This window comes from Pantoea sp. AN62 (assembly GCF_050432985.1).
Lineage (GTDB): Bacteria > Pseudomonadota > Gammaproteobacteria > Enterobacterales > Enterobacteriaceae > Pantoea > Pantoea brenneri.
Window position 1 is genome coordinate 253,123 of record NZ_JBNPYB010000005.1, and the last position, 20,677, is coordinate 273,799.

17 protein-coding genes are annotated in these 20,677 nt (G+C 55.6%); all 17 read left to right on the forward strand.

What is annotated here, in order from left to right; translation table 11 throughout:
• Window positions 1-66 precede the first annotated feature (66 nt).
• Window positions 67-1,263: a 1-deoxy-D-xylulose-5-phosphate reductoisomerase gene (ispC, locus tag FHW04_RS08245; RefSeq protein WP_089561399.1), complete on the forward strand. Its 1,197-nt coding sequence runs from the start codon at window positions 67-69 to the stop codon at window positions 1,261-1,263.
• A gap of 177 nt (window positions 1,264-1,440) precedes the next feature.
• The gene (gene ispU / locus FHW04_RS08250; protein WP_031375281.1) at window positions 1,441-2,193 is read left to right on the forward strand and encodes a (2E,6E)-farnesyl-diphosphate-specific ditrans,polycis-undecaprenyl-diphosphate synthase; all 753 of its coding nucleotides are present in this window, start codon (window positions 1,441-1,443) and stop codon (window positions 2,191-2,193) included.
• A gap of 18 nt (window positions 2,194-2,211) precedes the next feature.
• A complete protein-coding gene (cdsA, locus tag FHW04_RS08255; RefSeq protein ID WP_031375282.1) occupies window positions 2,212-3,069 on the forward strand; it encodes a phosphatidate cytidylyltransferase in 858 nt (285 codons plus the stop codon).
• A gap of 12 nt (window positions 3,070-3,081) precedes the next feature.
• On the forward strand, window positions 3,082-4,431 hold the full coding sequence (gene rseP / locus FHW04_RS08260) for a sigma E protease regulator RseP (RefSeq protein ID WP_089561400.1): 1,350 nt from the start codon (window positions 3,082-3,084) through the stop codon (window positions 4,429-4,431).
• 51 nt (window positions 4,432-4,482) lie between these two features.
• Complete coding sequence (bamA, locus tag FHW04_RS08265) at window positions 4,483-6,894, forward strand: outer membrane protein assembly factor BamA (RefSeq protein ID WP_031375284.1); 2,412 nt, start codon at window positions 4,483-4,485, stop codon at window positions 6,892-6,894.
• A gap of 110 nt (window positions 6,895-7,004) precedes the next feature.
• Window positions 7,005-7,502, forward strand: a complete 498-nt coding sequence (skp, locus tag FHW04_RS08270) for a molecular chaperone Skp (protein ID WP_003852644.1) — start codon at window positions 7,005-7,007, stop codon at window positions 7,500-7,502.
• Window positions 7,503-7,505: 3 nt separating this feature from the next.
• Complete coding sequence (gene lpxD, locus FHW04_RS08275; RefSeq protein WP_031375285.1) at window positions 7,506-8,531, forward strand: UDP-3-O-(3-hydroxymyristoyl)glucosamine N-acyltransferase; 1,026 nt, start codon at window positions 7,506-7,508, stop codon at window positions 8,529-8,531.
• Between the two features lie 152 nt (window positions 8,532-8,683).
• Complete coding sequence (gene fabZ / locus FHW04_RS08280) at window positions 8,684-9,139, forward strand: 3-hydroxyacyl-ACP dehydratase FabZ (protein WP_031375286.1); 456 nt, start codon at window positions 8,684-8,686, stop codon at window positions 9,137-9,139.
• Between the two features lie 3 nt (window positions 9,140-9,142).
• Window positions 9,143-9,931, forward strand: coding sequence for an acyl-ACP--UDP-N-acetylglucosamine O-acyltransferase (gene lpxA / locus FHW04_RS08285; protein WP_031375287.1), 789 nt, complete (start codon window positions 9,143-9,145; stop codon window positions 9,929-9,931).
• A 3-nt stretch (window positions 9,932-9,934) separates the two neighbouring features.
• Window positions 9,935-11,083 carry a lipid-A-disaccharide synthase gene (gene lpxB / locus FHW04_RS08290; RefSeq protein WP_089561401.1) on the forward strand — a complete coding sequence of 383 codons (1,149 nt, stop codon included), beginning with the start codon at window positions 9,935-9,937 and terminating at the stop codon, window positions 11,081-11,083.
• Window positions 11,076-11,702 carry a ribonuclease HII gene (gene rnhB / locus FHW04_RS08295; RefSeq protein WP_089561402.1) on the forward strand — a complete coding sequence of 209 codons (627 nt, stop codon included), beginning with the start codon at window positions 11,076-11,078 and terminating at the stop codon, window positions 11,700-11,702. Before lpxB ends, rnhB begins: the two co-directional genes overlap by 8 nt.
• A 31-nt stretch (window positions 11,703-11,733) precedes the next feature.
• Window positions 11,734-15,216, forward strand: a complete 3,483-nt coding sequence (gene dnaE, locus FHW04_RS08300) for a DNA polymerase III subunit alpha (protein WP_089561403.1) — start codon at window positions 11,734-11,736, stop codon at window positions 15,214-15,216.
• Window positions 15,217-15,228: 12 nt separating this feature from the next.
• A complete protein-coding gene (gene accA, locus FHW04_RS08305) occupies window positions 15,229-16,185 on the forward strand; it encodes an acetyl-CoA carboxylase carboxyl transferase subunit alpha (protein WP_089561404.1) in 957 nt (318 codons plus the stop codon).
• 167 nt (window positions 16,186-16,352) lie between these two features.
• A complete protein-coding gene (locus FHW04_RS08310) occupies window positions 16,353-18,503 on the forward strand; it encodes a lysine decarboxylase LdcC (RefSeq protein ID WP_031375290.1) in 2,151 nt (716 codons plus the stop codon).
• A 70-nt stretch (window positions 18,504-18,573) separates the two neighbouring features.
• Window positions 18,574-18,963 carry a VOC family protein gene (locus FHW04_RS08315; protein WP_031375291.1) on the forward strand — a complete coding sequence of 130 codons (390 nt, stop codon included), beginning with the start codon at window positions 18,574-18,576 and terminating at the stop codon, window positions 18,961-18,963.
• A gap of 52 nt (window positions 18,964-19,015) precedes the next feature.
• Window positions 19,016-20,314, forward strand: a complete 1,299-nt coding sequence (gene tilS / locus FHW04_RS08320; RefSeq protein ID WP_089561405.1) for a tRNA lysidine(34) synthetase TilS — start codon at window positions 19,016-19,018, stop codon at window positions 20,312-20,314.
• An 18-nt stretch (window positions 20,315-20,332) separates the two neighbouring features.
• Complete coding sequence (locus FHW04_RS08325; protein WP_089561406.1) at window positions 20,333-20,641, forward strand: c-type cytochrome; 309 nt, start codon at window positions 20,333-20,335, stop codon at window positions 20,639-20,641.
• The last annotated feature ends 36 nt before the right edge of the window (window positions 20,642-20,677 follow it).

Here is a 20,677-nt window from a genome sequence, read left to right on the forward strand (position 1 = left end):
GCGACATCTGGCGGCGTTTTACATTGTGTCTGCGGGCACGTCTGTTGACTTCACATGGATAGCATCATGAAGCGATTAACTCTGCTGGGCTCAACCGGGTCAATCGGCACCAGTACCCTGGCGGTGGTTCGCGCCAATCCCGAGCTTTATCAGGTCACCGCGCTGGTTGCCGGCCACAACGTGGCGCTGATGGCCGAACAGTGTGCCACTTTCCAGCCGCGCTATGCCGCAATGGCCGATGATGCGTCCGCCGCCGCCCTGCGTGAGCGACTGAGAGCACTCAAGGTAAACACTGAAGTGCTCTCCGGCGTTCAGGCAGCCTGCGAGCTGGCGGCGCTGGATGAGGTTGATCAGGTGATGGCGGCGATAGTCGGCGCGTCAGGTTTGCTGCCGACGCTGGCGGCGATCCGCGCTGGCAAAATCGTGCTGCTGGCGAATAAAGAATCGCTTGTCACCTGCGGCCGTTTGTTTATGGAGGCGGTGCGTCATCATAATGCCCGTTTACTGCCGGTCGACAGTGAGCATAACGCCATTTTTCAGAGTTTACCGGCTACCATCCAGCATCAGTTAGGTTACGCTGACCTGCGGGATAACGGCATCGAGTCGATTATCCTTACGGGATCAGGTGGTCCTTTTCGTGACACAGATTTAGCGGATCTCAGCGCCATGTCGCCGGATCAGGCCTGTGCACATCCGAACTGGTCAATGGGACGAAAAATCTCCGTTGATTCGGCCACCATGATGAATAAAGGTCTTGAGTACATTGAAGCCCGTTGGCTGTTTAATGCCAGCGCAGCGCAGATGGAAGTGATACTGCACCCACAATCGGTGATTCACTCCATGGTGCGATACTGCGATGGCAGCGTGCTGGCTCAATTGGGTTCTCCTGATATGCGTACGCCGATTGCCCACAGCATGGCCTGGCCGGCGCGTATTCACGCTGGCGTAACGCCGCTGGATTTCACCCGCATGTCGGCGCTGACGTTTGCAGAACCCGATTTTGGTCGCTATCCCTGTCTGAAGCTGGCGATTGATGCTTGCGAAGCAGGGCAGGCGGCGACCACCACGCTCAATGCTGCCAACGAGGTTGCCGTTGCGGCTTTCCTGAATCACCAGATTCGCTTTACCGACATCGCCGCGCTGAACAGCGCTGTGCTGGCGGCGCAGGCGTGTCCGGAACCGGATTCGGTGGACGCTGTCCTCGAAATCGATCGCACTGCACGCGCGCTGGCGACAGAAATGTTGTCGCGCTTCACGTCGTGAAGCCGATCATTATGAGGCCATTTGTTCGCTTCAGGTGAAAATGGTATAGTCGCTGGCTCGCGTTTCACGGTCTGTCACCGGATTCGGTGTAGCCTGGCACAACGTGTCGGGATTTAGATCGGGCGCAATGTATTCAGAAACCACAGCATTTCTGATGAAAGGAATAGAGTACGCGTTATGTCGTCTAACAATCACAACAACACTGATGACCAGCAGGGAACCGGTCCGCGCCACGTCGCTATCATCATGGACGGCAATGGTCGCTGGGCCAAAAATCAGGGAAAACTGCGTATTTCCGGCCATAAAGCGGGCGTGAAATCGGTACGCCGCGCTGTCAGCTTTGCCGTCAGTAACAAACTTGAGGCCCTGACGCTGTACGCCTTCAGTAGCGAAAACTGGAGCCGTCCGGCACAGGAAGTGACCGCATTAATGGAGCTGTTTGTCTGGGCACTCGACAGTGAAGTGAAGAGCCTGCACAAGCACAATGTCCGTTTACGCATCATTGGCGATACCAGCCGCTTCAGTCCGCGTATTCAGGAGCGGATTCGCCGTTCTGAGGCGTTGACTGAAAATAATGATGGCCTGACGCTCAACATCGCTGCTAATTATGGCGGCCGTTGGGATATTATCGAAGGCGTGAAAAAACTGGCAGAACAGGTGCAGGAAGGTTTACTGCGTCCTGACCAGATTACCGAAGAGAGCCTGACGTCGCAGCTCTGCATGCAGGAGCTGGCGCCAGTGGATTTAGTGATAAGGACCGGGGGAGAGCATCGGATTAGCAACTTCCTGCTGTGGCAAATTGCCTATGCTGAATTCTATTTTACCGATGTGCTCTGGCCGGATTTCGATGAACACGTTTTTGAAGGTGCACTGAATGCATTCTCTCTGCGGGAGCGTCGTTTTGGCGGCGCTGCACCAGGCGGCGCCTGAGCAATCTGGGGGTAACCTTTGCTGAAGTCTCGTCTGATTACCGCGTTGATATTAATTCCGCTGGTAATTGCTGCTCTGTTCTGGTTACCGCCGGTTGGTTTTGCAATTACAACTATCGTCATCTGCATGCTGGCTGCCTGGGAATGGGGGCAACTGGCCGGCATGGCGTCCCGTCAACAACGCATCTGGCTGGCTGTGCTCTGTGGGCTGCTGCTGGCGCTGATGTTGTTCACTCTGCCACCCTATCAACATGATGTGCATCTGCCGCAGGTCGCGACATCGCTTTGGGCGTCGCTGGTGTGGTGGGTCGTTGCGCTGCTGTTGGTGCTCTCTTATCCGGCGTCAGCCTCGTTCTGGCGCCATTCGCGTCCGCTACGATTACTGTTTGGCGTGTTAACGCTGGTGCCCTTCTTCTGGGGCATGATGGCGCTGCGTCAGTATCATTACGACACCGATCATTTCGCCGGTGCCTGGTGGTTACTGTTCGTGATGTTGCTGGTGTGGGGTGCGGATTCCGGTGCGTATATGTTTGGCAAAATGTTTGGCAAGCACAAGCTGGCACCGCGCGTTTCACCGGGCAAAACCTGGGAAGGTTTCCTCGGCGGTCTGGTCTCGTCGGCGCTGATTGCGCTGCTGTTCGCCTCGCTGGCCCCGCTGACGGTGTCAGCAGGCACGCTGGTAATCTGCGCCATTATCGCCACTCTGGCCTCGGTGCTGGGCGACCTGACCGAGAGCATGTTCAAACGTGAAGCGGGCATTAAAGACAGCGGTCATCTGATTCCCGGTCACGGCGGCATTCTGGATCGCATCGATAGTCTGACTGCGGCGGTGCCGGTGTTTGCCTGTTTATTGCTGCTGGTGTTCCGCACCCTTTAAGGACAGGCAACGATGTTGAGTATTCTCTGGAGTTTTGTCGCCTTTATCGTCGCGCTGGGCGTGTTGATTACCGTACATGAGTTCGGCCACTTCTGGGTCGCTCGTCGCTGCGGCGTCAAAGTCGAGCGCTTCTCCATCGGTTTCGGTAAGTCACTCTGGCAACGCCGCGACCGTCACGGTACCGAATTTGTTATCGCGCTGATCCCGCTCGGCGGCTACGTCAAAATGCTCGACGAACGTGTCGAGAGCGTGCCGGCCGAGTTGCGTCATCAGGCGTTCAACAACAAAGCTATCTGGCAGCGCGCCGCGATTATTGCGGCCGGTCCTGTCGCCAACTTCCTCTTCGCCATCTTTGCTTACTGGGTTGTGTTTATTTACGGCGTACCTGGCGTACGTCCGGTGATTGGCGAAATTTTAAACGGTTCGGTGGCTGCAGAAGCGCAAATTACGCCCGGCATGGAACTTAAGGCTGTCGATGGTATCGAAACGCCTGACTGGGATGCTGTGCGTATGGCGCTGGTCGGCAAAATCGGCGACAGCAATGCCACCTTAACCGTGGCGCGTTTCGGCGAAGATGCCACGCAACAGAAGCAGCTGGATTTGCGTCACTGGCAGTTTGAACCTGATAAGCAGGATCCGGTGGTGGCATTGGGAATTCGTCCGCGCGGTCCGCAGATAGAAACCACGCTGGCCGAAGTTCAGGCGAATTCGCCAGCCAGTGAAGCCGGTTTGCAAGCAGGCGACAGGATCGTTAAAGTCGATGGTCAGCCATTATCGCAGTGGCAGGCTTTTGTCGCCCAGGTCCGGGATAACCCGGGCAAAAGCATGGCGCTTGAGGTGGATCGTGGCGGTGACTCAATCGCGCTGACGATGACGCCGGAAGCGAAACCTGGCAATAAAGCGGAAGGATTTGCGGGGGTTATCCCACGAATTGTTCCTCTGCCAGAAGAGTATAAAACGGTAAGACAGTATGGCGCGTTTGCGGCTATCGGCGAGGCCAGTGTAAAAACCTGGCAACTGATGAAGCTCACCGTCTCTATGCTGGGCAAGTTAATAACCGGTGACGTAAAGCTGAACAACCTGAGCGGGCCAATTTCGATTGCGCAGGGTGCAGGATTGTCAGCAGAGTATGGATTGATTTACTACCTGATGTTTCTGGCGTTGATTAGCGTCAACCTGGGCATCATCAATCTGTTCCCTCTGCCGGTTTTAGATGGTGGGCACTTGCTCTTCCTGGCGATCGAAAAGATCAAGGGTGGACCGGTGTCCGAGCGAGTTCAGGACTTTAGTTATCGCATCGGTTCGATTTTACTGGTGCTGTTAATGGGGCTTGCACTTTTCAATGATTTCTCACGTCTGTAATCGCGGGAACGCGAACATTCGAGGGATGTGTTAGGAAAACGCATAATAACGATGGCGATGAAAAAGTTGCTCATAGCGTCGCTGCTGTTTAGCAGCGCCACCGTTTACGGTGCAGACGATTTCGTGGTGAAGGATATTCATTTCGAAGGGCTGCAGCGAGTCGCCGTCGGCGCGGCTCTGCTGAGCATGCCAGTACGGGTTGGCGATACGGTGAATGACGATGATGTCAGAAATACCATTCGCTCGCTGTTCGCTACTGGCAACTTTGAGGATGTTCAGGTCCTGCGAGACGGTACAACGCTGATTGTCCAGGTCAAAGAACGTCCTACCATTGCCAGCATTACCTTCACCGGTAACAAAGCGGTGAAAGAGGATCAGCTCAAACAAAATCTGGAAGCCTCAGGCGTACGGGTCGGCGAAGCGCTGGACCGTACCATGATCTCTTCGATCGAGAAGGGACTGGAGGACTTCTACTACAGCGTCGGTAAATATACTGCCAGCGTGAAAGCGGTCGTTACGCCGCTGCCGCGTAACCGTGTCGATCTGAAGCTGGTGTTCACCGAAGGTGTCTCTGCCAAAATTCAGCAGATCAACATCGTCGGCAACAAAGCCTTCAGTTCTGATGAACTGATTTCCCGTTTCCAGCTGCGCGATGAAGTGCCGTGGTGGAACGTGGTTGGCGATCGTAAATACCAGAAACAGAAACTGGCGGGCGACCTTGAAACCCTGCGCAGCTTCTATCTCGATCGCGGTTATGCCCGCTTCAACATCGATTCCACGCAGGTCAGCCTGACGCCGGATAAGAAGGGCATCTACATCACCGTTAACATCACCGAAGGCGATCAGTACAAAATCGCTGGCGTGATCGTCAACGGCAGCATGGCAGGCCATTCAGCAGAAATTGAACATCTGACCAAGATTCCGGCGGGCGAGCTGTATAACGGCGCGAAAGTCACGAAGATGGAAGATGAGATCAAGAAGCTGCTGGGGCGCTATGGTTACGCCTATCCGCGCGTGGTCACCCAGCCGGAAATCAACGATGCGGATAAGACAGTAAAACTGCATATCAACGTCGATGCCGGCAACCGCTACTACGTCCGTAATGTCCGTTTCGAAGGCAACGACACCTCAAAAGATTCGGTGTTACGTCGCGAAATGCGCCAGATGGAAGGGGCATGGCTGGGCAGCGATCTGGTTGAGCAGGGCAAAGAACGTCTGAACCGTACCGGCTACTTCGAAACGGTTGATGTCGATACGCAGCGTGTACCAGGCTCACCTGACCAGGTGGACGTGGTCTACAAAGTTAAAGAGCGTAACACCGGGACCTTTAACTTCGGCGTCGGCTACGGCACCGAAAGTGGCGTCAGCTTCCAGGTCGGCGTCACGCAGGATAACTGGCTGGGCACCGGTAATACCGTTGGCATCAGCGGTACCAAAAACGATTACCAGACCTATGCCGAGTTCTCGCTGACTGACCCGTACTTCACCGTTGACGGTGTGAGTCTGGGTGGTCGCCTGTTCTATAACGACTTTAAAGCGGATAACGCTGACCTTTCTGACTATACCAACAAAAGTTATGGTCTGGACGGTACGCTTGGCTTCCCGATTAACGAAAACAACACTCTGCGTGTCGGTCTGGGCTATGTCCACAATGACCTGTCAAACATGCAGCCGCAGGTTGCGATGTGGCGTTATCTTAATTCGGTCGGCAAGCCGCAACAGCTCAATGACGAAGGCGATTTCTCAGCAGATGACTTCACCTTTAACTACGGCTGGACTTACAACACCCTCGACCGTGGCTTCTTCCCGACCTCCGGTAACCGCACCAACCTGAACGGTAAGGTGACGATTCCGGGCTCGGATAACAGCTTCTATAAGGCCACGCTGGATACACAGCAATATGTGCCGATTAACCAGGATCGTACCTGGGTGCTGTTAGGCCGTGGCCGTGTCGGTTATGGCGATGGTCTCGATGGCAAAGAGATGCCGTTCTATGAGAACTTCTATGCCGGTGGTTCCAGCACCGTGCGTGGCTTCCAGTCCAATACCATTGGTCCGAAGGCTGCGTACTACAATAACAACTCGTCCAACTGCCGGATTGCCGATCCAAACGGTGTCTGTAAGTCGGATGATGCGGTGGGCGGTAACGCCATGGCGATCGCCAGCCTGGAGCTGATCACGCCAACGCCGTTCCTGAGCGAGAAGTATGCTAACTCGGTCCGTACCTCGGTGTTTGTCGATGCCGGTACAGTGTGGGATACCAAGTGGGAAAATACCGCGGAGACGCGTGCTGCCGGCATTCCTGACTACAGCGATCCAAACAACATCCGTGTATCAAGCGGTGTTGCGCTGCAGTGGATGTCGCCGCTCGGCCCACTGGTGTTCTCTTACGCCCAGCCGATCAAGAAAATCGAGGGAGACAAGTCAGAGCAGTTCCAGTTTAACATCGGTAAAACCTGGTAATGTTCTGCGCATGGATGCATAGCTGAAGTATTGCCACCGGGCAGTTCATGTGGCTGTTCCGGGGCAAACACTGTGTCGCTGACACAAACGTTGATGGTAAGGAGTTTATAGTGAAAAAGTTGTTGTGTGCCGCAGGTCTGGGTCTTGCTTTAGCGGTTTCCGCTGGTGTTCAGGCTGCTGACAAAATTGCAGTGGTAAACGTGTCCAGCATTTTCCAACAGTTACCGCAACGTGCGACTGTTGCTAAACAGCTGGAAAATGAGTTCAAAGGCCGTGCGACTGAACTGCAGAGCCAGGAACGCGATCTGCAAACCAAAATGCAGCGTCTGCAGCGTGACGGTTCAACCATGAAGGCCAGCGAACGCAGCCGCATGGAAAAAGACGTCATGTCACAGCGCGAAGCTTTCTCCTCTAAAGCGCAGGCTTTCGAGCAGGATAACCGTCGTCGTCAGATGGAAGAGCGTAACAAGCTGCTGAGCCGTATTCAGGATGCCGTCAAGAAAGTCGCTGACAGCGATGGTTACGACGTCGTGATCGACGCGAACGCGGTGGCTTATGCGTCAAACGCAAAAGACATCACTGCTGACGTGCTGAAACAGGTTAAATAATTGATGTCATCTATTCGACTGGCTGATTTAGCCCAGCAGTTGGATGCAGAATTGCACGGAGATGGCGATATCGTCATCTCCGGCATTGCTTCTATGCAATCCGCCACAACTGGCCAAATCACTTTTCTTGCAAACAGCCGTTACCGCGAGCAACTCGCCCTGATTAAGGCCTCAGCCGTGGTGCTGACGGAAGCGGATCTGGAGTGGTGCCACACCGCAGCGTTGGTGGTGAAAAACCCTTACCTGACGTATGCGCGTATGGCGCAAATACTCGATACCACCCCCCAACCGGCACAAAATATTGCGCCCAGCGCCGTGATTGATCCCAGCGCCCGACTTGGTGCAAACGTCGCCATCGGTGCGAATGCGGTGATTGAGGCAGAGGTCGAACTGGGCGATAACGTGGTGATTGGCGCCGGATGTTTTGTCGGCAAAAAGACCCGCATTGGCAGCGGCACGCGTCTATGGGCCAATGTCTCTGTTTATCACGAGATTCAGATCGGTCAGGATTGTCTGATTCAGTCCGGCACCGTTATTGGTTCTGATGGCTTTGGTTATGCCAACGATCGCGGCAACTGGGTGAAAATCCCTCAGTTAGGCGCAGTGATTATCGGCGATCGCGTGGAAATAGGTGCCTGTACCACCATTGATCGCGGTGCGCTGGATAACACTCTGATCGGCAATGGTGTTATCATAGACAACCAGTGTCAGATCGCCCACAACGTGGTTATTGGTGACAATACTGCGGTTGCAGGCGGTGTGATCATGGCGGGTAGTTTAAAAATTGGTCGTTATTGTATGATTGGCGGTGCCAGCGTCATTAACGGACATATGGAAATCTGTGACAAAGTCACCGTGACCGGTATGGGTATGGTCATGCGTCCGATCACAGAGCCTGGTGTATACTCGTCAGGCATTCCGCTACAACCCAACAAAACCTGGCGCAAAACTGCAGCGCTGGTGATGAACATCGATGACATGAGCAAACGCTTAAAAGCCATCGAGCGCAAGGTCGGTAAAGACGACTGATCGCCATCCCAAAACTGACCGGCTTTCATAATAAAAGTGTTAAGCAGGGAAGCCAGGCGCCACAGAACCTATTTGCGGCCTGCGGAAGATCATGTTGATCTGTGCAGGCCGTGTTATTGATGTCATCAGATTTTTAGGACAGGAAGAGTATTTTGACTACTGAAACTCATACTCTGAAAATTGAAGAGATTTTAGAGCTGCTGCCGCACCGCTATCCGTTTCTGCTGGTAGACCGCGTGCTGGAATTTGAAGAGCACAAATACCTGCGCGCAGTGAAGAACGTTTCTGTTAATGAACCGTTTTTCCAGGGGCACTTCCCTGGTAAACCGATTTTTCCTGGCGTTCTGATCCTGGAAGCGATGGCGCAGGCCACCGGTATTCTGGCGTTTAAAAGCGTGGGTAAACTGGAGCCGGGCGAACTCTACTACTTTGCCGGCATCGACGATGCTCGATTCAAGCGTCCGGTTGTGCCGGGCGATCAAATGATCATGGAAGTCACTTTCGAGAAAACCCGCCGTGGTCTGACCCGCTTTAAAGGCGTGGCGACCGTCGATGGCAAAATCGTTTGTGAAGCGACCATGATGTGTGCCCGTAGCCGGGAGGCATAATTCGTGATTGATCCAACCGCCACTATCCATGCCAGTTCTGTCATCGAAGAAGGTGCCATCATTGGCGCTAATGTTCACATTGGTCCGTTTTGCTTTGTTGGGGCCAACGTTGAAATCGGTGAAGGAACGGTCCTGAAATCACACGTCGTGATTAATGGCCATACGCGTATCGGCAAAGATAACCAGATCTATCAGTTCGCCTCAATTGGTGAAGTGAATCAGGATTTGAAATATGCCGGTGAACCGACGCGTGTTGAAATCGGCGATCGCAACCGCATTCGTGAAAGCGTGACGATTCATCGCGGCACCATCCAAGGCGGCCATGTCACCCAGGTTGGCAGCGATAATCTGCTGATGGTGAATGCGCACATTGCGCATGACTGCGTGATCGGCAACCGCTGTATCTTCGCCAACAACGCCACCCTCGGTGGTCACGTCACGGTCGATGATTTCGCCATTATTGGCGGCATGACGGCGGTGCATCAATGGTGCACGATTGGCGCGCATGTGATGGTTGGCGGCTGTTCTGGCGTAGCGCAGGATGTACCACCTTATGTGATTGCCCAAGGCAACCACGCCACGCCGTTCGGGATCAATATTGAAGGTCTGAAACGTCGTGGCTTCAGTAAAGAGTCACTGCACGCGATCCGCAATGCCTACAAATTGCTTTATCGCAGCGGCAGAACGCTGGATGAAGTGAAGCCTGAAATTGAAGCGATCGCGAAGCAGCACAGCGAAGTGCAGCCTTTCTACGATTTCTTTGCCCGCTCAACCCGTGGATTAATTCGTTAATCCATGTCAGCGCGTCCTTTAACGATTGCCCTGGTCGCCGGAGAAACCTCCGGCGATATTCTTGGTGCAGGCCTGATCCGTGCGTTAAAAGCGCGCCATCCTGAGGCACGCTTTGTTGGCGTAGCCGGTCCGCTGATGCAGGCGGAAGGGTGTGAAGCCTGGTACGAGATGGAAGAACTGGCGGTGATGGGCATCGTCGAAGTGCTCGGCCGACTGCGACGTCTGCTGACGATTCGCCGCGATCTCACTCAGCGCTTCAGCGAACTGTGCCCCGATGTGTTTGTCGGTATCGATGCGCCCGATTTTAATATCACGCTGGAAGGCAACCTCAAGCGTGCGGGGGTTCGCACTATTCATTACGTCAGCCCGTCAGTCTGGGCATGGCGACAAAAACGCGTGTTCAAGATTGGCCGCAACACCGATCTGGTGCTGGCGTTTCTGCCGTTTGAAAAAGCCTTTTACGATCGTTATAACGTTCCCTGTCGCTTTATCGGCCATACCATGGCAGATGCGATGCCGCTGCATCCCGATAAGCTGGCTGCGCGCCGCCACCTGGCGATTGCCGATGATGCGCTCTGTCTGGCGCTGTTGCCCGGCAGCCGTGGTGCGGAAGTGGAAATGCTCAGCGCTGATTTCCTGAAAACCGCTCAATTGTTGCGCCGCCACTATCCGGCGCTGGAGATCGTGGTGCCACTGGTTAACGCCCGTCGCCGCGAGCAGTTTGAGAAAATTAAAGCCGAGGTGGCGCCGGAACTGCCGATGCATCTGTTAGATGGGCATGGGCGTGAGGCGATGATTGCGAGCGACGCCGCATTACTGGCGTCAGGCACTGCCGCACTCGAATGCATGCTGGCAAAATGCCCAATGGTAGTGGGTTACCGGATGAAGCCCGCCACCTTCTGGCTGGCGAAGCGGCTGGTGAAAACGCCGTACGTTTCGCTGCCGAACCTGCTGGCCGGGCGCGAACTGGTTACCGAGTTGCTGCAGGATGAATGCCAGCCGGACGCGCTGGCGGCGGCGTTAGATCCGCTGCTGCACGCCGGACCTGAGCGCGACACTCTGCTACAGACGTTTCATGAATTACATCAACAGATCCGCTGGAACGCCGACGAACAAGCGGCGGATGCGGTACTGGAGCTGGTGAATGCCTGATTTTATCTATCCTGCCGTCGGGCTGATTGCCGGCGTAGACGAAGTAGGGCGCGGGCCACTGGTCGGCGCGGTCGTCACTGCCGCGGTGATCCTCGATCCGGCAAAACCGATTATCGGCCTGGCGGATTCGAAAAAATTGTCAGAAAAACGCCGTCTGGCGCTGTATGACGAAATCAAAGAGAAGGCGCTGGCCTGGAGCCTGGGCCGCGCAGAGCCGGAAGAGATTGACCAGCTTAATATTCTGCACGCCACCATGCTGGCGATGCAGCGCGCGGTCGCCGGTTTGCCGATCCTGCCCGACTACGTGCTGATTGATGGCAACCGCTGTCCGGCGCTGCCGATGCCGTCGCAGGCGGTGGTCAAAGGGGATAGTCTGGTGGCGGAAATAAGCGCTGCCTCCATCATTGCCAAAGTGACGCGTGATCGCGAAATGGCGGAACTCGATCTGCTGTTCCCGCAGTATGGCTTTGCGCAACACAAAGGCTATCCTACCGCGCTGCACATGGAAAAATTGACGCAGCATGGTGCCACGCCGCACCACCGTCGCAGTTTTGCTCCGGTACGCAACGCGCTGATCGATGCTGACGTACTGGCTGCCCGCCAGCCCCATACGCTTTAATAGCCTGACACTGTTTTAACCGGAAACTGATATGGCTGAACCCCGTTTTATACATCTGCGTGTCCATAGCGACTATTCGATGGTTGATGGCCTGGCGAAAACCGGGCCGCTGATCAAGAAGGCGGCTGCACTTGGCATGCCCGCGATTGCGATTACCGATTTCACTAACCTGTGTGGTTTAGTGAAGTTTTACGGTGGTGCGCACAGCGCAGGGATCAAGCCGATCATTGGTGCCGACTTCAACGTCGCCAGTGAGCTGATGGGGGATGAGTTGACCCAGCTGACAGTGCTGGCCGCCAACAACACCGGTTATCAGAACCTGACGCTATTGATTTCACGCGCCTATCAGCGAGGCTACGGTGTGGCCGGACCGATCATCGATCGTGACTGGCTGCTGGAGCTAAATGAGGGATTAATCCTGCTGTCGGGTGGACGTCGGGGCGATGTCGGTCGCAGCCTGCTGCGTGGCAATACGGCATTGGTTTCGCAGTGTCTGGCGTTTTATCAGCAGCATTTTGCCGATCGGTATTACCTGGAACTGGTGCGCACCGGTCGTCAGGATGAAGAGAGCTATCTGCACGCGGCGGTTGAACTGGCGATCGCTGAAGGTGTGCCGGTCGTCGCCACCAACGAAGTCTGCTTCATCAATGAAGAGGATTTCGACGCTCACGAAATTCGCGTTGCGATTCATGATGGCTACACGCTGGACGATCCAAAACGTCCGCGCAACTACAGTCCTCAGCAATATATGCGCAGCGAAGCGGAGATGTGTGAGCTGTTTTCGGACATCCCGGAAGCGCTGGAAAACAGCGTAGAGATTGCTAAGCGTTGTAACGTCACGGTCCGGCTGGGTGAGTACTTCCTGCCGCAATTCCCGACTGGTGACATGACCACCGAAGATTATCTGGTGGTGAAATCGCGTGAAGGGCTGGAAGAGCGTCTGGCGTTCCTGTTCCCTGACGAAGCGGAACGTGCAGAGAAACGCCCGGAATATGATGAACGTCTTGAGATTGAGCTCAACGTTATCAACCAGATGGGTTTCCCCGGCTACTTCCTGATCGTGATGGAGTTTATCCAGTGGTCGAAGGATAACGGCGTGCCGGTCGGACCGGGTCGTGGTTCCGGTGCAGGCTCGCTGGTGGCCTATGCGCTGAAAATTACCGATATCGACCCGCTGGAATTTGACCTGCTGTTCGAACGTTTCCTTAACCCGGAACGTGTTTCGATGCCCGACTTCGACGTCGATTTCTGTATGGAAAAGCGCGATCAGGTGATTGAACATGTCGCGGATATGTACGGGCGTGAGGCGGTTTCGCAGATCATTACCTTTGGTACCATGGCGGCGAAAGCGGTAATCCGCGATGTTGGCCGCGTACTGGGACACCCTTACGGTTTCGTCGACCGTATTTCAAAACTGATCCCGCCCGATCCCGGCATGACGCTGGAAAAAGCCTTTATCGCTGAGCCGCAGCTGCCGGCCATGTATGACGCGGACGAAGAGGTTAAGGCGCTGATCGATATGGCGCGTAAGCTGGAAGGCGTCACGCGTAATGCCGGTAAACATGCTGGTGGCGTGGTGATCGCGCCGACCAAAATTACCGATTTTGCCCCGCTTTACTGCGACGAAAACGGCCAGTTCCCGGTGACTCAGTTCGACAAGAATGATGTGGAATATGCCGGGCTGGTGAAGTTTGACTTCCTCGGCCTGCGTACTCTGACCATCATCGACTGGGCGCTGAAGATGATCAACCCGCGCCGGGAAAAGCAGGGACTGGAGCCGATCGATATCGCCGCCATCCCGCTGGACGATAAAAAAAGCTTCGACATGCTGCAGCGCTCGGAAACCACGGCGGTGTTCCAGCTTGAATCGCGCGGCATGAAAGATCTGATTAAGCGTCTGAAGCCTGACTGCTTTGAAGATATGATCGCGCTGGTGGCGCTGTTCCGTCCGGGTCCGTTGCAATCCGGCATGGTGGATAACTTCATCGACCGTAAACATGGCCGTGAAGCGATCTCTTATCCTGATATTCAGTGGCAGCATGAGAGCCTGAAGCCGGTGCTTGAACCGACCTACGGCATCATTCTCTATCAGGAACAGGTGATGCAGATCGCCCAGGTCCTCTCCGGTTATACCCTTGGCGGAGCGGACATGCTGCGCCGTGCAATGGGTAAAAAGAAACCGGAAGAGATGGCCAAGCAGCGGTCGGTATTCCGTGACGGTGCGGAAAGAATGGGCATCGACGGCGAACTGTCGATGAAGATCTTCGATCTGGTAGAAAAATTTGCTGGCTACGGCTTTAACAAGTCACACTCCGCCGCATATGCGCTGGTCTCTTATCAGACGCTGTGGCTGAAAGCCCACTATCCGGCCGAGTTTATGGCTGCGGTCATGACGGCTGATATGGACAACACCGAGAAGGTGGTGGGTCTGGTCGATGAATGCTGGCGCATGGGGCTGAAGGTCCTGCCGCCGGACATCAACTCCGGTCTGTATCAGTTCCACGTCAATGAGGCAGGTGAAATCGTCTACGGTATCGGCGCGATCAAAGGCGTCGGTGAAGGGCCCATCGAAGCGATCATCGACGCCCGTAACGAAGGCGGCTACTTCCGCGAACTGTTTGATCTCTGTGCCCGCACCGATACCAAAAAGATTAACCGCCGGGTGATGGAAAAATTGATCATGTCCGGTGCCTTCGATCGCCTCGGACCGCACCGCGCCGCGCTAATGAGTTCCCTCAGCGATGCGCTGAAAGCAGCCGATCAGCATGCCAAAGCGGAAGCGATTGGACAGGCAGATATGTTTGGCGTGCTGGCCGATGAGCCGGAGCAGGTAGAGAAATCCTACGCCAGCGTTACGCCGTGGCCAGAGCAGCTTCAGCTGGATGGCGAGCGGGAAACGCTGGGGTTATATCTTACCGGCCACCCGATTAATCAGTATCTGAAAGAAATTGAGCGTTACGTCGGCGGGGTGCGACTGAAAGATATGCATCCTACCGATCGCGGTAAGATTACCGTCGCGGCTGGTCTGGTGATCGCTGCGCGCGTAATGGTGACCAAACGCGGCAACCGAATTGGTATCTGTACTCTGGACGACCGTTCCGGCCGTCTTGAGGTGATGTTATTTACCGATGCGTTAGACAAATACCAGCAGTTGCTGGAGAAAGACCGTATCCTGATCGTCAGCGGACAGGTCAGCTTTGATGACTTCAGCGGCGGCCTTAAAATGACCGCCCGGGAAGTCATGGACATCGACGAAGCGCGCGAAAAATACGCGCGCGGACTTGCTATATCGCTGACGGACAGGCAAATTGATGACCAGCTATTAAACCGACTCCGTCAGTCCCTGGAACCCCATCGCTCAGGGACTATTCCGGTGCATCTCTACTATCAGAGAGCCGACGCGCGAGCGAAGCTGCGCTTTGGTGCAGCGTGGCGAATTTCGCCCAGCGATCGTTTACTTAACGATCTGCGCTCGTTGATTGGATCGGAGCAGGTGGAACTGGAGTTTGACTAAAACAGGAACATTATGAGTCTTAATTACCTGGATTTTGAACAGCCGATCGCAGAACTGGAAGCGAAGATTGATTCGCTGACGTCGATTGGTCGTCAGGATGATAAACACGTTAATCTGGATGAAGAAGTTCAGCGCCTGCGCGAAAAAAGCGTTGAGCTGACCCGTAAAATCTTTGCCGATTTAGGCGCATGGCAAATCGCCCAACTGGCGCGCCATCCTTTGCGTCCTTATACCTTTGATTACGTCCGTAACGCATTCGACGATTTCGATGAGCTGGCGGGTGACCGTGCTTATGCGGATGACAAAGCCATTGTCGGCGGTATTGCGCGTCTTGACGGCCGTCCGGTGATGATCATCGGCCACCAGAAAGGCCGTGAAACCAAAGAGAAAATTCGTCGTAACTTTGGTATGCCAGCGCCGGAAGGATATCGTAAAGCGCTGCGCCTGATGGAAATGGCTGAGCGGTTTAAAATGCCTATCATCACCTTCATCGACACCCCTGGCGCCTATCCGGGCGTGGGCGCCGAAGAGCGTGGTCAGTCAGAAGCCATTGCACGCAACCTGCGTGAGATGTCGGGTCTGAAAGTGCCGGTCATCTGTACGGTGATTGGCGAAGGCGGTTCCGGTGGTGCGCTGGCGATTGGCGTGGGCGATAAAGTTAACATGCTGCAGTACAGCACCTATTCGGTGATCTCTCCGGAAGGCTGTGCTTCGATTCTGTGGAAGAGCGCTGACAAAGCGCCTCTGGCTGCGGAAGCGATGGGCATTACCGCTCACCGTCTGAAAGAGCTGAAGCTGATCGACTCGGTTATTCCTGAGCCGTTAGGCGGTGCGCATCGTCATCCGGTCTATATGGCGCAGTCGCTGAAACAGCAACTGCTGGCCGACCTGGCCGATCTCGACGGTCTGAGCACTGAAGAGCTGCTGGATCGTCGTTATCAGCGTCTGATGAGCTACGGCTACGCCTGATTAGGCTGATGGTCAAAACAAAGCGGACTCCGGTCCGCTTTTTTTATGCCGCCAGCCTCACTCTGCCCGATATTCCGCATGCCCCGCCGCCTGCACTGCTCTCCGCCTACACCTTCAATCGGTTAGCGTATATGCTTACCCGATGCCACGACAAAGGGAGGTGAGCATTGAATATTCTGGCGATCATGGGCGCGCACGGCGTGTTTTATAAAGATGAGCCGTTGCGTGAACTCGACGCGGCATTAAATCTGCAAGGTTTTCAGCTACTTTATCCGAGAAACAGCGACGATCTGCTCAAGCTGATTGAACACAATCCGCGTATCAGCGGGGTGATCTTTGACTGGGATGCGCACAACAGCCCGGAACTGTGCGGCGAGATCAATCAGCTCAATGAATACCTGCCGCTCTATGCTTTCATCAATACCCATTCGCAGATGGATATCAGCGTCAATGAGATGCGGATGCCGCTGCACTTCTTTGAATACGCGCTCAACGCAGCCGACGATATCGCGCTGCATATCCGTCAGTACACCGATGACTATATTGACCACATCACGCCACCGCTGACTAAAGCGTTGTTCACCTACGTCAAAGAGGGTAAGTACACCTTCTGCACGCCCGGTCACATGGCGGGCACCGCCTTTCAGAAAAGCCCGGTCGGCTGCCTGTTCTATGATTTCTTCGGCGCCAACACCCTGAAGTCCGATATCTCAATTTCGGTGACGGAACTCGGCTCGCTGCTCGATCATACCGGCCCGCATCTTGAGGCGGAAGAGTATGTAGCGCGCACCTTTGGCGCTGAGCAGAGTTACATGGTGACCAACGGCACCTCGACCTCCAATAAAATTGTCGGGATGTACGCGGCACCCGCCGGCAGCACGGTGCTTATAGACCGTAACTGCCACAAGTCGCTGACTCATCTGTTGATGATGAGCGATCTGGTCCCAATCTGGCTGAAGCCAACCCGCAACGCGCTGGGTATTCTGGGCGGTATTCCAAAACAGGAATTCACTCGCGCCAGCATCACGCAAAAAGTGGCGGCGACCGAACGTGCCAGCTGGCCGGTCCACGCGGTGATCACCAACTCGACCTATGACGGCCTGCTGTATAACACCCAGTACATCAAAGAGACGCTGGATGTGCCGTCGATTCACTTTGATTCCGCCTGGGTGCCCTATACCAACTTCCACCCGATTTACGCCGGTAAAAGCGGCATGAGTGGTGAACGTATTCCGGGCAAAGTGGTGTATGAAACCCAGTCAACCCACAAGCTGCTGGCGGCCTTTTCACAGGCATCGATGATTCACATTAAAGGCGACTATGACGAGCAGACCTTTAACGAAGCCTACATGATGCATACCACCACCTCACCGAATTACGCCATTGTCTCGTCGATTGAAACCGCGGCGGCGATGCTGCGCGGTAACCCGGGCAAGCGACTGATCAATCGTTCGGTGGAACGCGCCCTGCATTTCCGTCGCGAGATCCAGCGCCTGCGCGAAGAGTCTGATAGCTGGTTCTTTGATATCTGGCAGCCGGAACAGATCGATGAGGCGCAATGCTGGCCGATCCAGCCAGGCGACGAGGCGTGGCACGGCTTTACCCAGGCCGATCGCGATCATATGTATCTCGATCCGATCAAAGTCACCATTCTGACGCCGGGCATGAGCGAACTGGGTGAGATGGCTGACGAGGGGATCCCGGCCGCGCTGGTGGCCAGATTCCTGGATGAGCGTGGCATCGTGGTAGAGAAAACCGGTCCCTATAACCTGCTGTTCCTGTTCAGTATTGGCATCGACAAAACCAAAGCGATGAGCGTGCTGCGCGGGCTGACCGAGTTCAAACGCGCCTACGATCTTAATCTGCGGGTGAAAAACATGTTGCCGGATCTCTATGCTGAAGATCCCGACTTCTACCGCAACATGCGGATCCAGACGCTGGCGCAGGGCATTCATCAGTTGATCCGCCATCACGATCTGCCGCGGCTGATGCTGCAGGCGTTTGATGTGCTGCCGGAGATGAAGATGACGCCACATCAGGCGTTCCAGCAGCAGGTGAAAGGCAATATTGAAACTGTCGATATCAGTCAGCTGGTCGGACGGATCTCAGCCAACATGATTTTACCCTATCCGCCGGGCGTGCCGCTGGTGATGCCGGGAGAGATGATTACCGAAGAGAGCCGTGCGGTACTCGATTTCCTGCTGATGCTGTGCAGCATTGGTCGTAACTATCCGGGCTTTGAAACCGATATTCATGGCGCCACGCTGACCGAAGAAGGGGAATATCGCGTTCGGGTGTTGAAAAACGACGCTGGTTAAGAACTTTGTAGATTGTCAGCTACCGGGTGCCTGCGTAAGGTAGGCACTCGTCTGAACTTAAGGAATTGAAATGCTGCAGTTAACGGCTATCCACCACATTGCGATCATCGCGTCAGATTATCAGCGCAGCAAAGCGTTCTACTGTGACGTGCTCGGCTTCAGCCTGCTGGGCGAATACTACCGCGAAGCTCGCGACTCATGGAAAGGGGACCTGGCGCTTCAGGGTCAGTACACGATTGAACTGTTCTCTTTTCCTCAGCCACCGGCACGGGTCAGCCATCCTGAAGCCTGCGGCCTGCGTCATCTGGCGTTCACCGTGCCGGATGTTGAGGCAGCGGTCGCAACGCTGGCGCAGAAAGGCGTCGTGTGCGAGCCAATCCGCATTGATGAACTGACCGGCAAACAGTGTACTTTCTTTGCCGATCCAGATGGTTTGCCGCTGGAGCTTTATCAGGCGTAAAATAGCGCGCTCAGTGGGCCACATCCGGTGGCCCGATTGTCTGGATTGCGCCATGTCTTTGTCTGCTTTTAATTCACTGCTGCAACCGGATGCCGCGCTGGTGGTGGCATTCAGCGGCGGACTCGATTCAACCGTGCTGCTGCATCAGGCATGGCGATGGCAACAGCACTCTCCTCAATCCCGCCTGCGGGCACTGCACGTGCATCACGGACTGAGTCCGAACGCCGATCGCTGGGCAGCGCACTGCATGGCGCTCTGCCAGCAATGGCAGTTACCGTGTGAGGTGTTGCGGGTCAGGGTCGATGGGCGTGACAGCGGCATTGAAGCAGCCGCCCGCACCGCTCGCTATCAGGCGCTGAGCGCGGCGCTGCAGCCGGGCGAAATTTTACTGACGGCTCAGCATCTCGACGATCAATGTGAAACCTTGTTACTGGCGCTGAAGCGTGGCAGCGGCCCGGCCGGCTTAGCCGCGATGCCGCAATCCCGCTCGCTGGGCGCGCATCGTCTGTTACGGCCGTTGCTCAATCATTCCCGCCAGTCGCTGGAGCAGTATGCCCGGACGCATCAGCTGGTGTGGGTTGAGGATGAGAGCAATCAGGATTTGCGCTACGACCGCAACTTTCTGCGCCAGCGTCTGCTGCCTGAACTCAGTCAGCGCTGGCCCCATTTTGCCGAGGCGACGGCCCGTAGCGCGGCACTCTGCAGCGAGCAGGAGCAGTTGCTGGATGAGCTGCTGGCTGAACAGCTCAGTGCGCTGATCCAGCCTGACGGCAGCTTGCACTTTCCGCCCTTGCTGACGATGAGTGAGGCGCGCGCCAATGCGCTGCTGCGCCGCTGGATCGCGGGTCAGGGCGGGGTGATGCCGTCACGAGATGGCCTGAACCGCATCCGTAATGAGGTGATGGCGAGTCGCGAAGATGCCCAGCCGCGGTTGCAGTTTGGTCAGGCTGAACTGCGACGCTATCGCCAGCAACTCTACTGGCTGCCGCGGCTTAGCGCGTTACGCGATATCCAGCTGGCGTGGCCCGATCTTCACCAGCCGCTGCGGTTGCCTGACGATCTGGGCACGTTGCAGGCCAGCCAGTCTCAGCGCCCGTTACGTCTTCCCCGACAGGATGAGCAGATCAGCGTGCGGTTTCACGCCCACGGCCAGATTCATCTGGTGGGGCGCAGCGGCGGACGGGAAATGAAGAAGGTGTGGCAGGCGTTGCACATTCCGCCGTGGCAACGCGAACGGATTCCGTTAATTTTTTACAACCAGACGCTGGTCTGCGCGCCGGATCTCTTCATTACCCGTGAGGGCGCGGCCATCGACCAGCATGGCTGGCAGGCTGTCTGGCATTCAAAATAAAAACGCAGGAGAGCAATGATGAAAACGTGGATCGCGGCGTGTTTACTGGCCGCCGCGCTACCGGCCTGGGCGGCGGGTGATGCGCAGAGCGGGGCGCAGAAAGCAGCCAGCTGTATGGCCTGTCACGGTGCAGAAGGAAAGGCCTCGGTGCCGCTCTATCCTAACCTGGCCGGGCAACAGGCGGCCTATCTTGAGCATGCCCTGCAGGCGTACAAAAAAGGTGAACGCAGCGGGGGGCAGGCCGAGGTGATGAAAGCGTTTGTCGCGGGATTAAGTGATACAGATATGGCGGATTTAGCGGCGTACTACGGTTCGTTACAGCCCTGAAAGAGGAAAGGGCGGGGAAGTCCCGCCCGGAAAGCG

Coding starts and splice junctions, on each gene's coding strand:
- ispC (WP_089561399.1), top strand. CDS start 67: ATGAAGCGATTAACTCTGCTGGGCTCAACCGGGTCAATCGGCACCAGT.
- ispU (WP_031375281.1), top strand. CDS start 1,441: ATGTCGTCTAACAATCACAACAACACTGATGACCAGCAGGGAACCGGT.
- rseP (WP_089561400.1), top strand. CDS start 3,082: ATGTTGAGTATTCTCTGGAGTTTTGTCGCCTTTATCGTCGCGCTGGGC.
- bamA (WP_031375284.1), top strand. CDS start 4,483: ATGGCGATGAAAAAGTTGCTCATAGCGTCGCTGCTGTTTAGCAGCGCC.
- lpxD (WP_031375285.1), top strand. CDS start 7,506: ATGTCATCTATTCGACTGGCTGATTTAGCCCAGCAGTTGGATGCAGAA.
- lpxB (WP_089561401.1), top strand. CDS start 9,935: ATGTCAGCGCGTCCTTTAACGATTGCCCTGGTCGCCGGAGAAACCTCC.
- rnhB (WP_089561402.1), top strand. CDS start 11,076: ATGCCTGATTTTATCTATCCTGCCGTCGGGCTGATTGCCGGCGTAGAC.
- dnaE (WP_089561403.1), top strand. CDS start 11,734: ATGGCTGAACCCCGTTTTATACATCTGCGTGTCCATAGCGACTATTCG.
- accA (WP_089561404.1), top strand. CDS start 15,229: ATGAGTCTTAATTACCTGGATTTTGAACAGCCGATCGCAGAACTGGAA.
- FHW04_RS08315 (WP_031375291.1), top strand. CDS start 18,574: ATGCTGCAGTTAACGGCTATCCACCACATTGCGATCATCGCGTCAGAT.
- tilS (WP_089561405.1), top strand. CDS start 19,016: ATGTCTTTGTCTGCTTTTAATTCACTGCTGCAACCGGATGCCGCGCTG.
- FHW04_RS08325 (WP_089561406.1), top strand. CDS start 20,333: ATGAAAACGTGGATCGCGGCGTGTTTACTGGCCGCCGCGCTACCGGCC.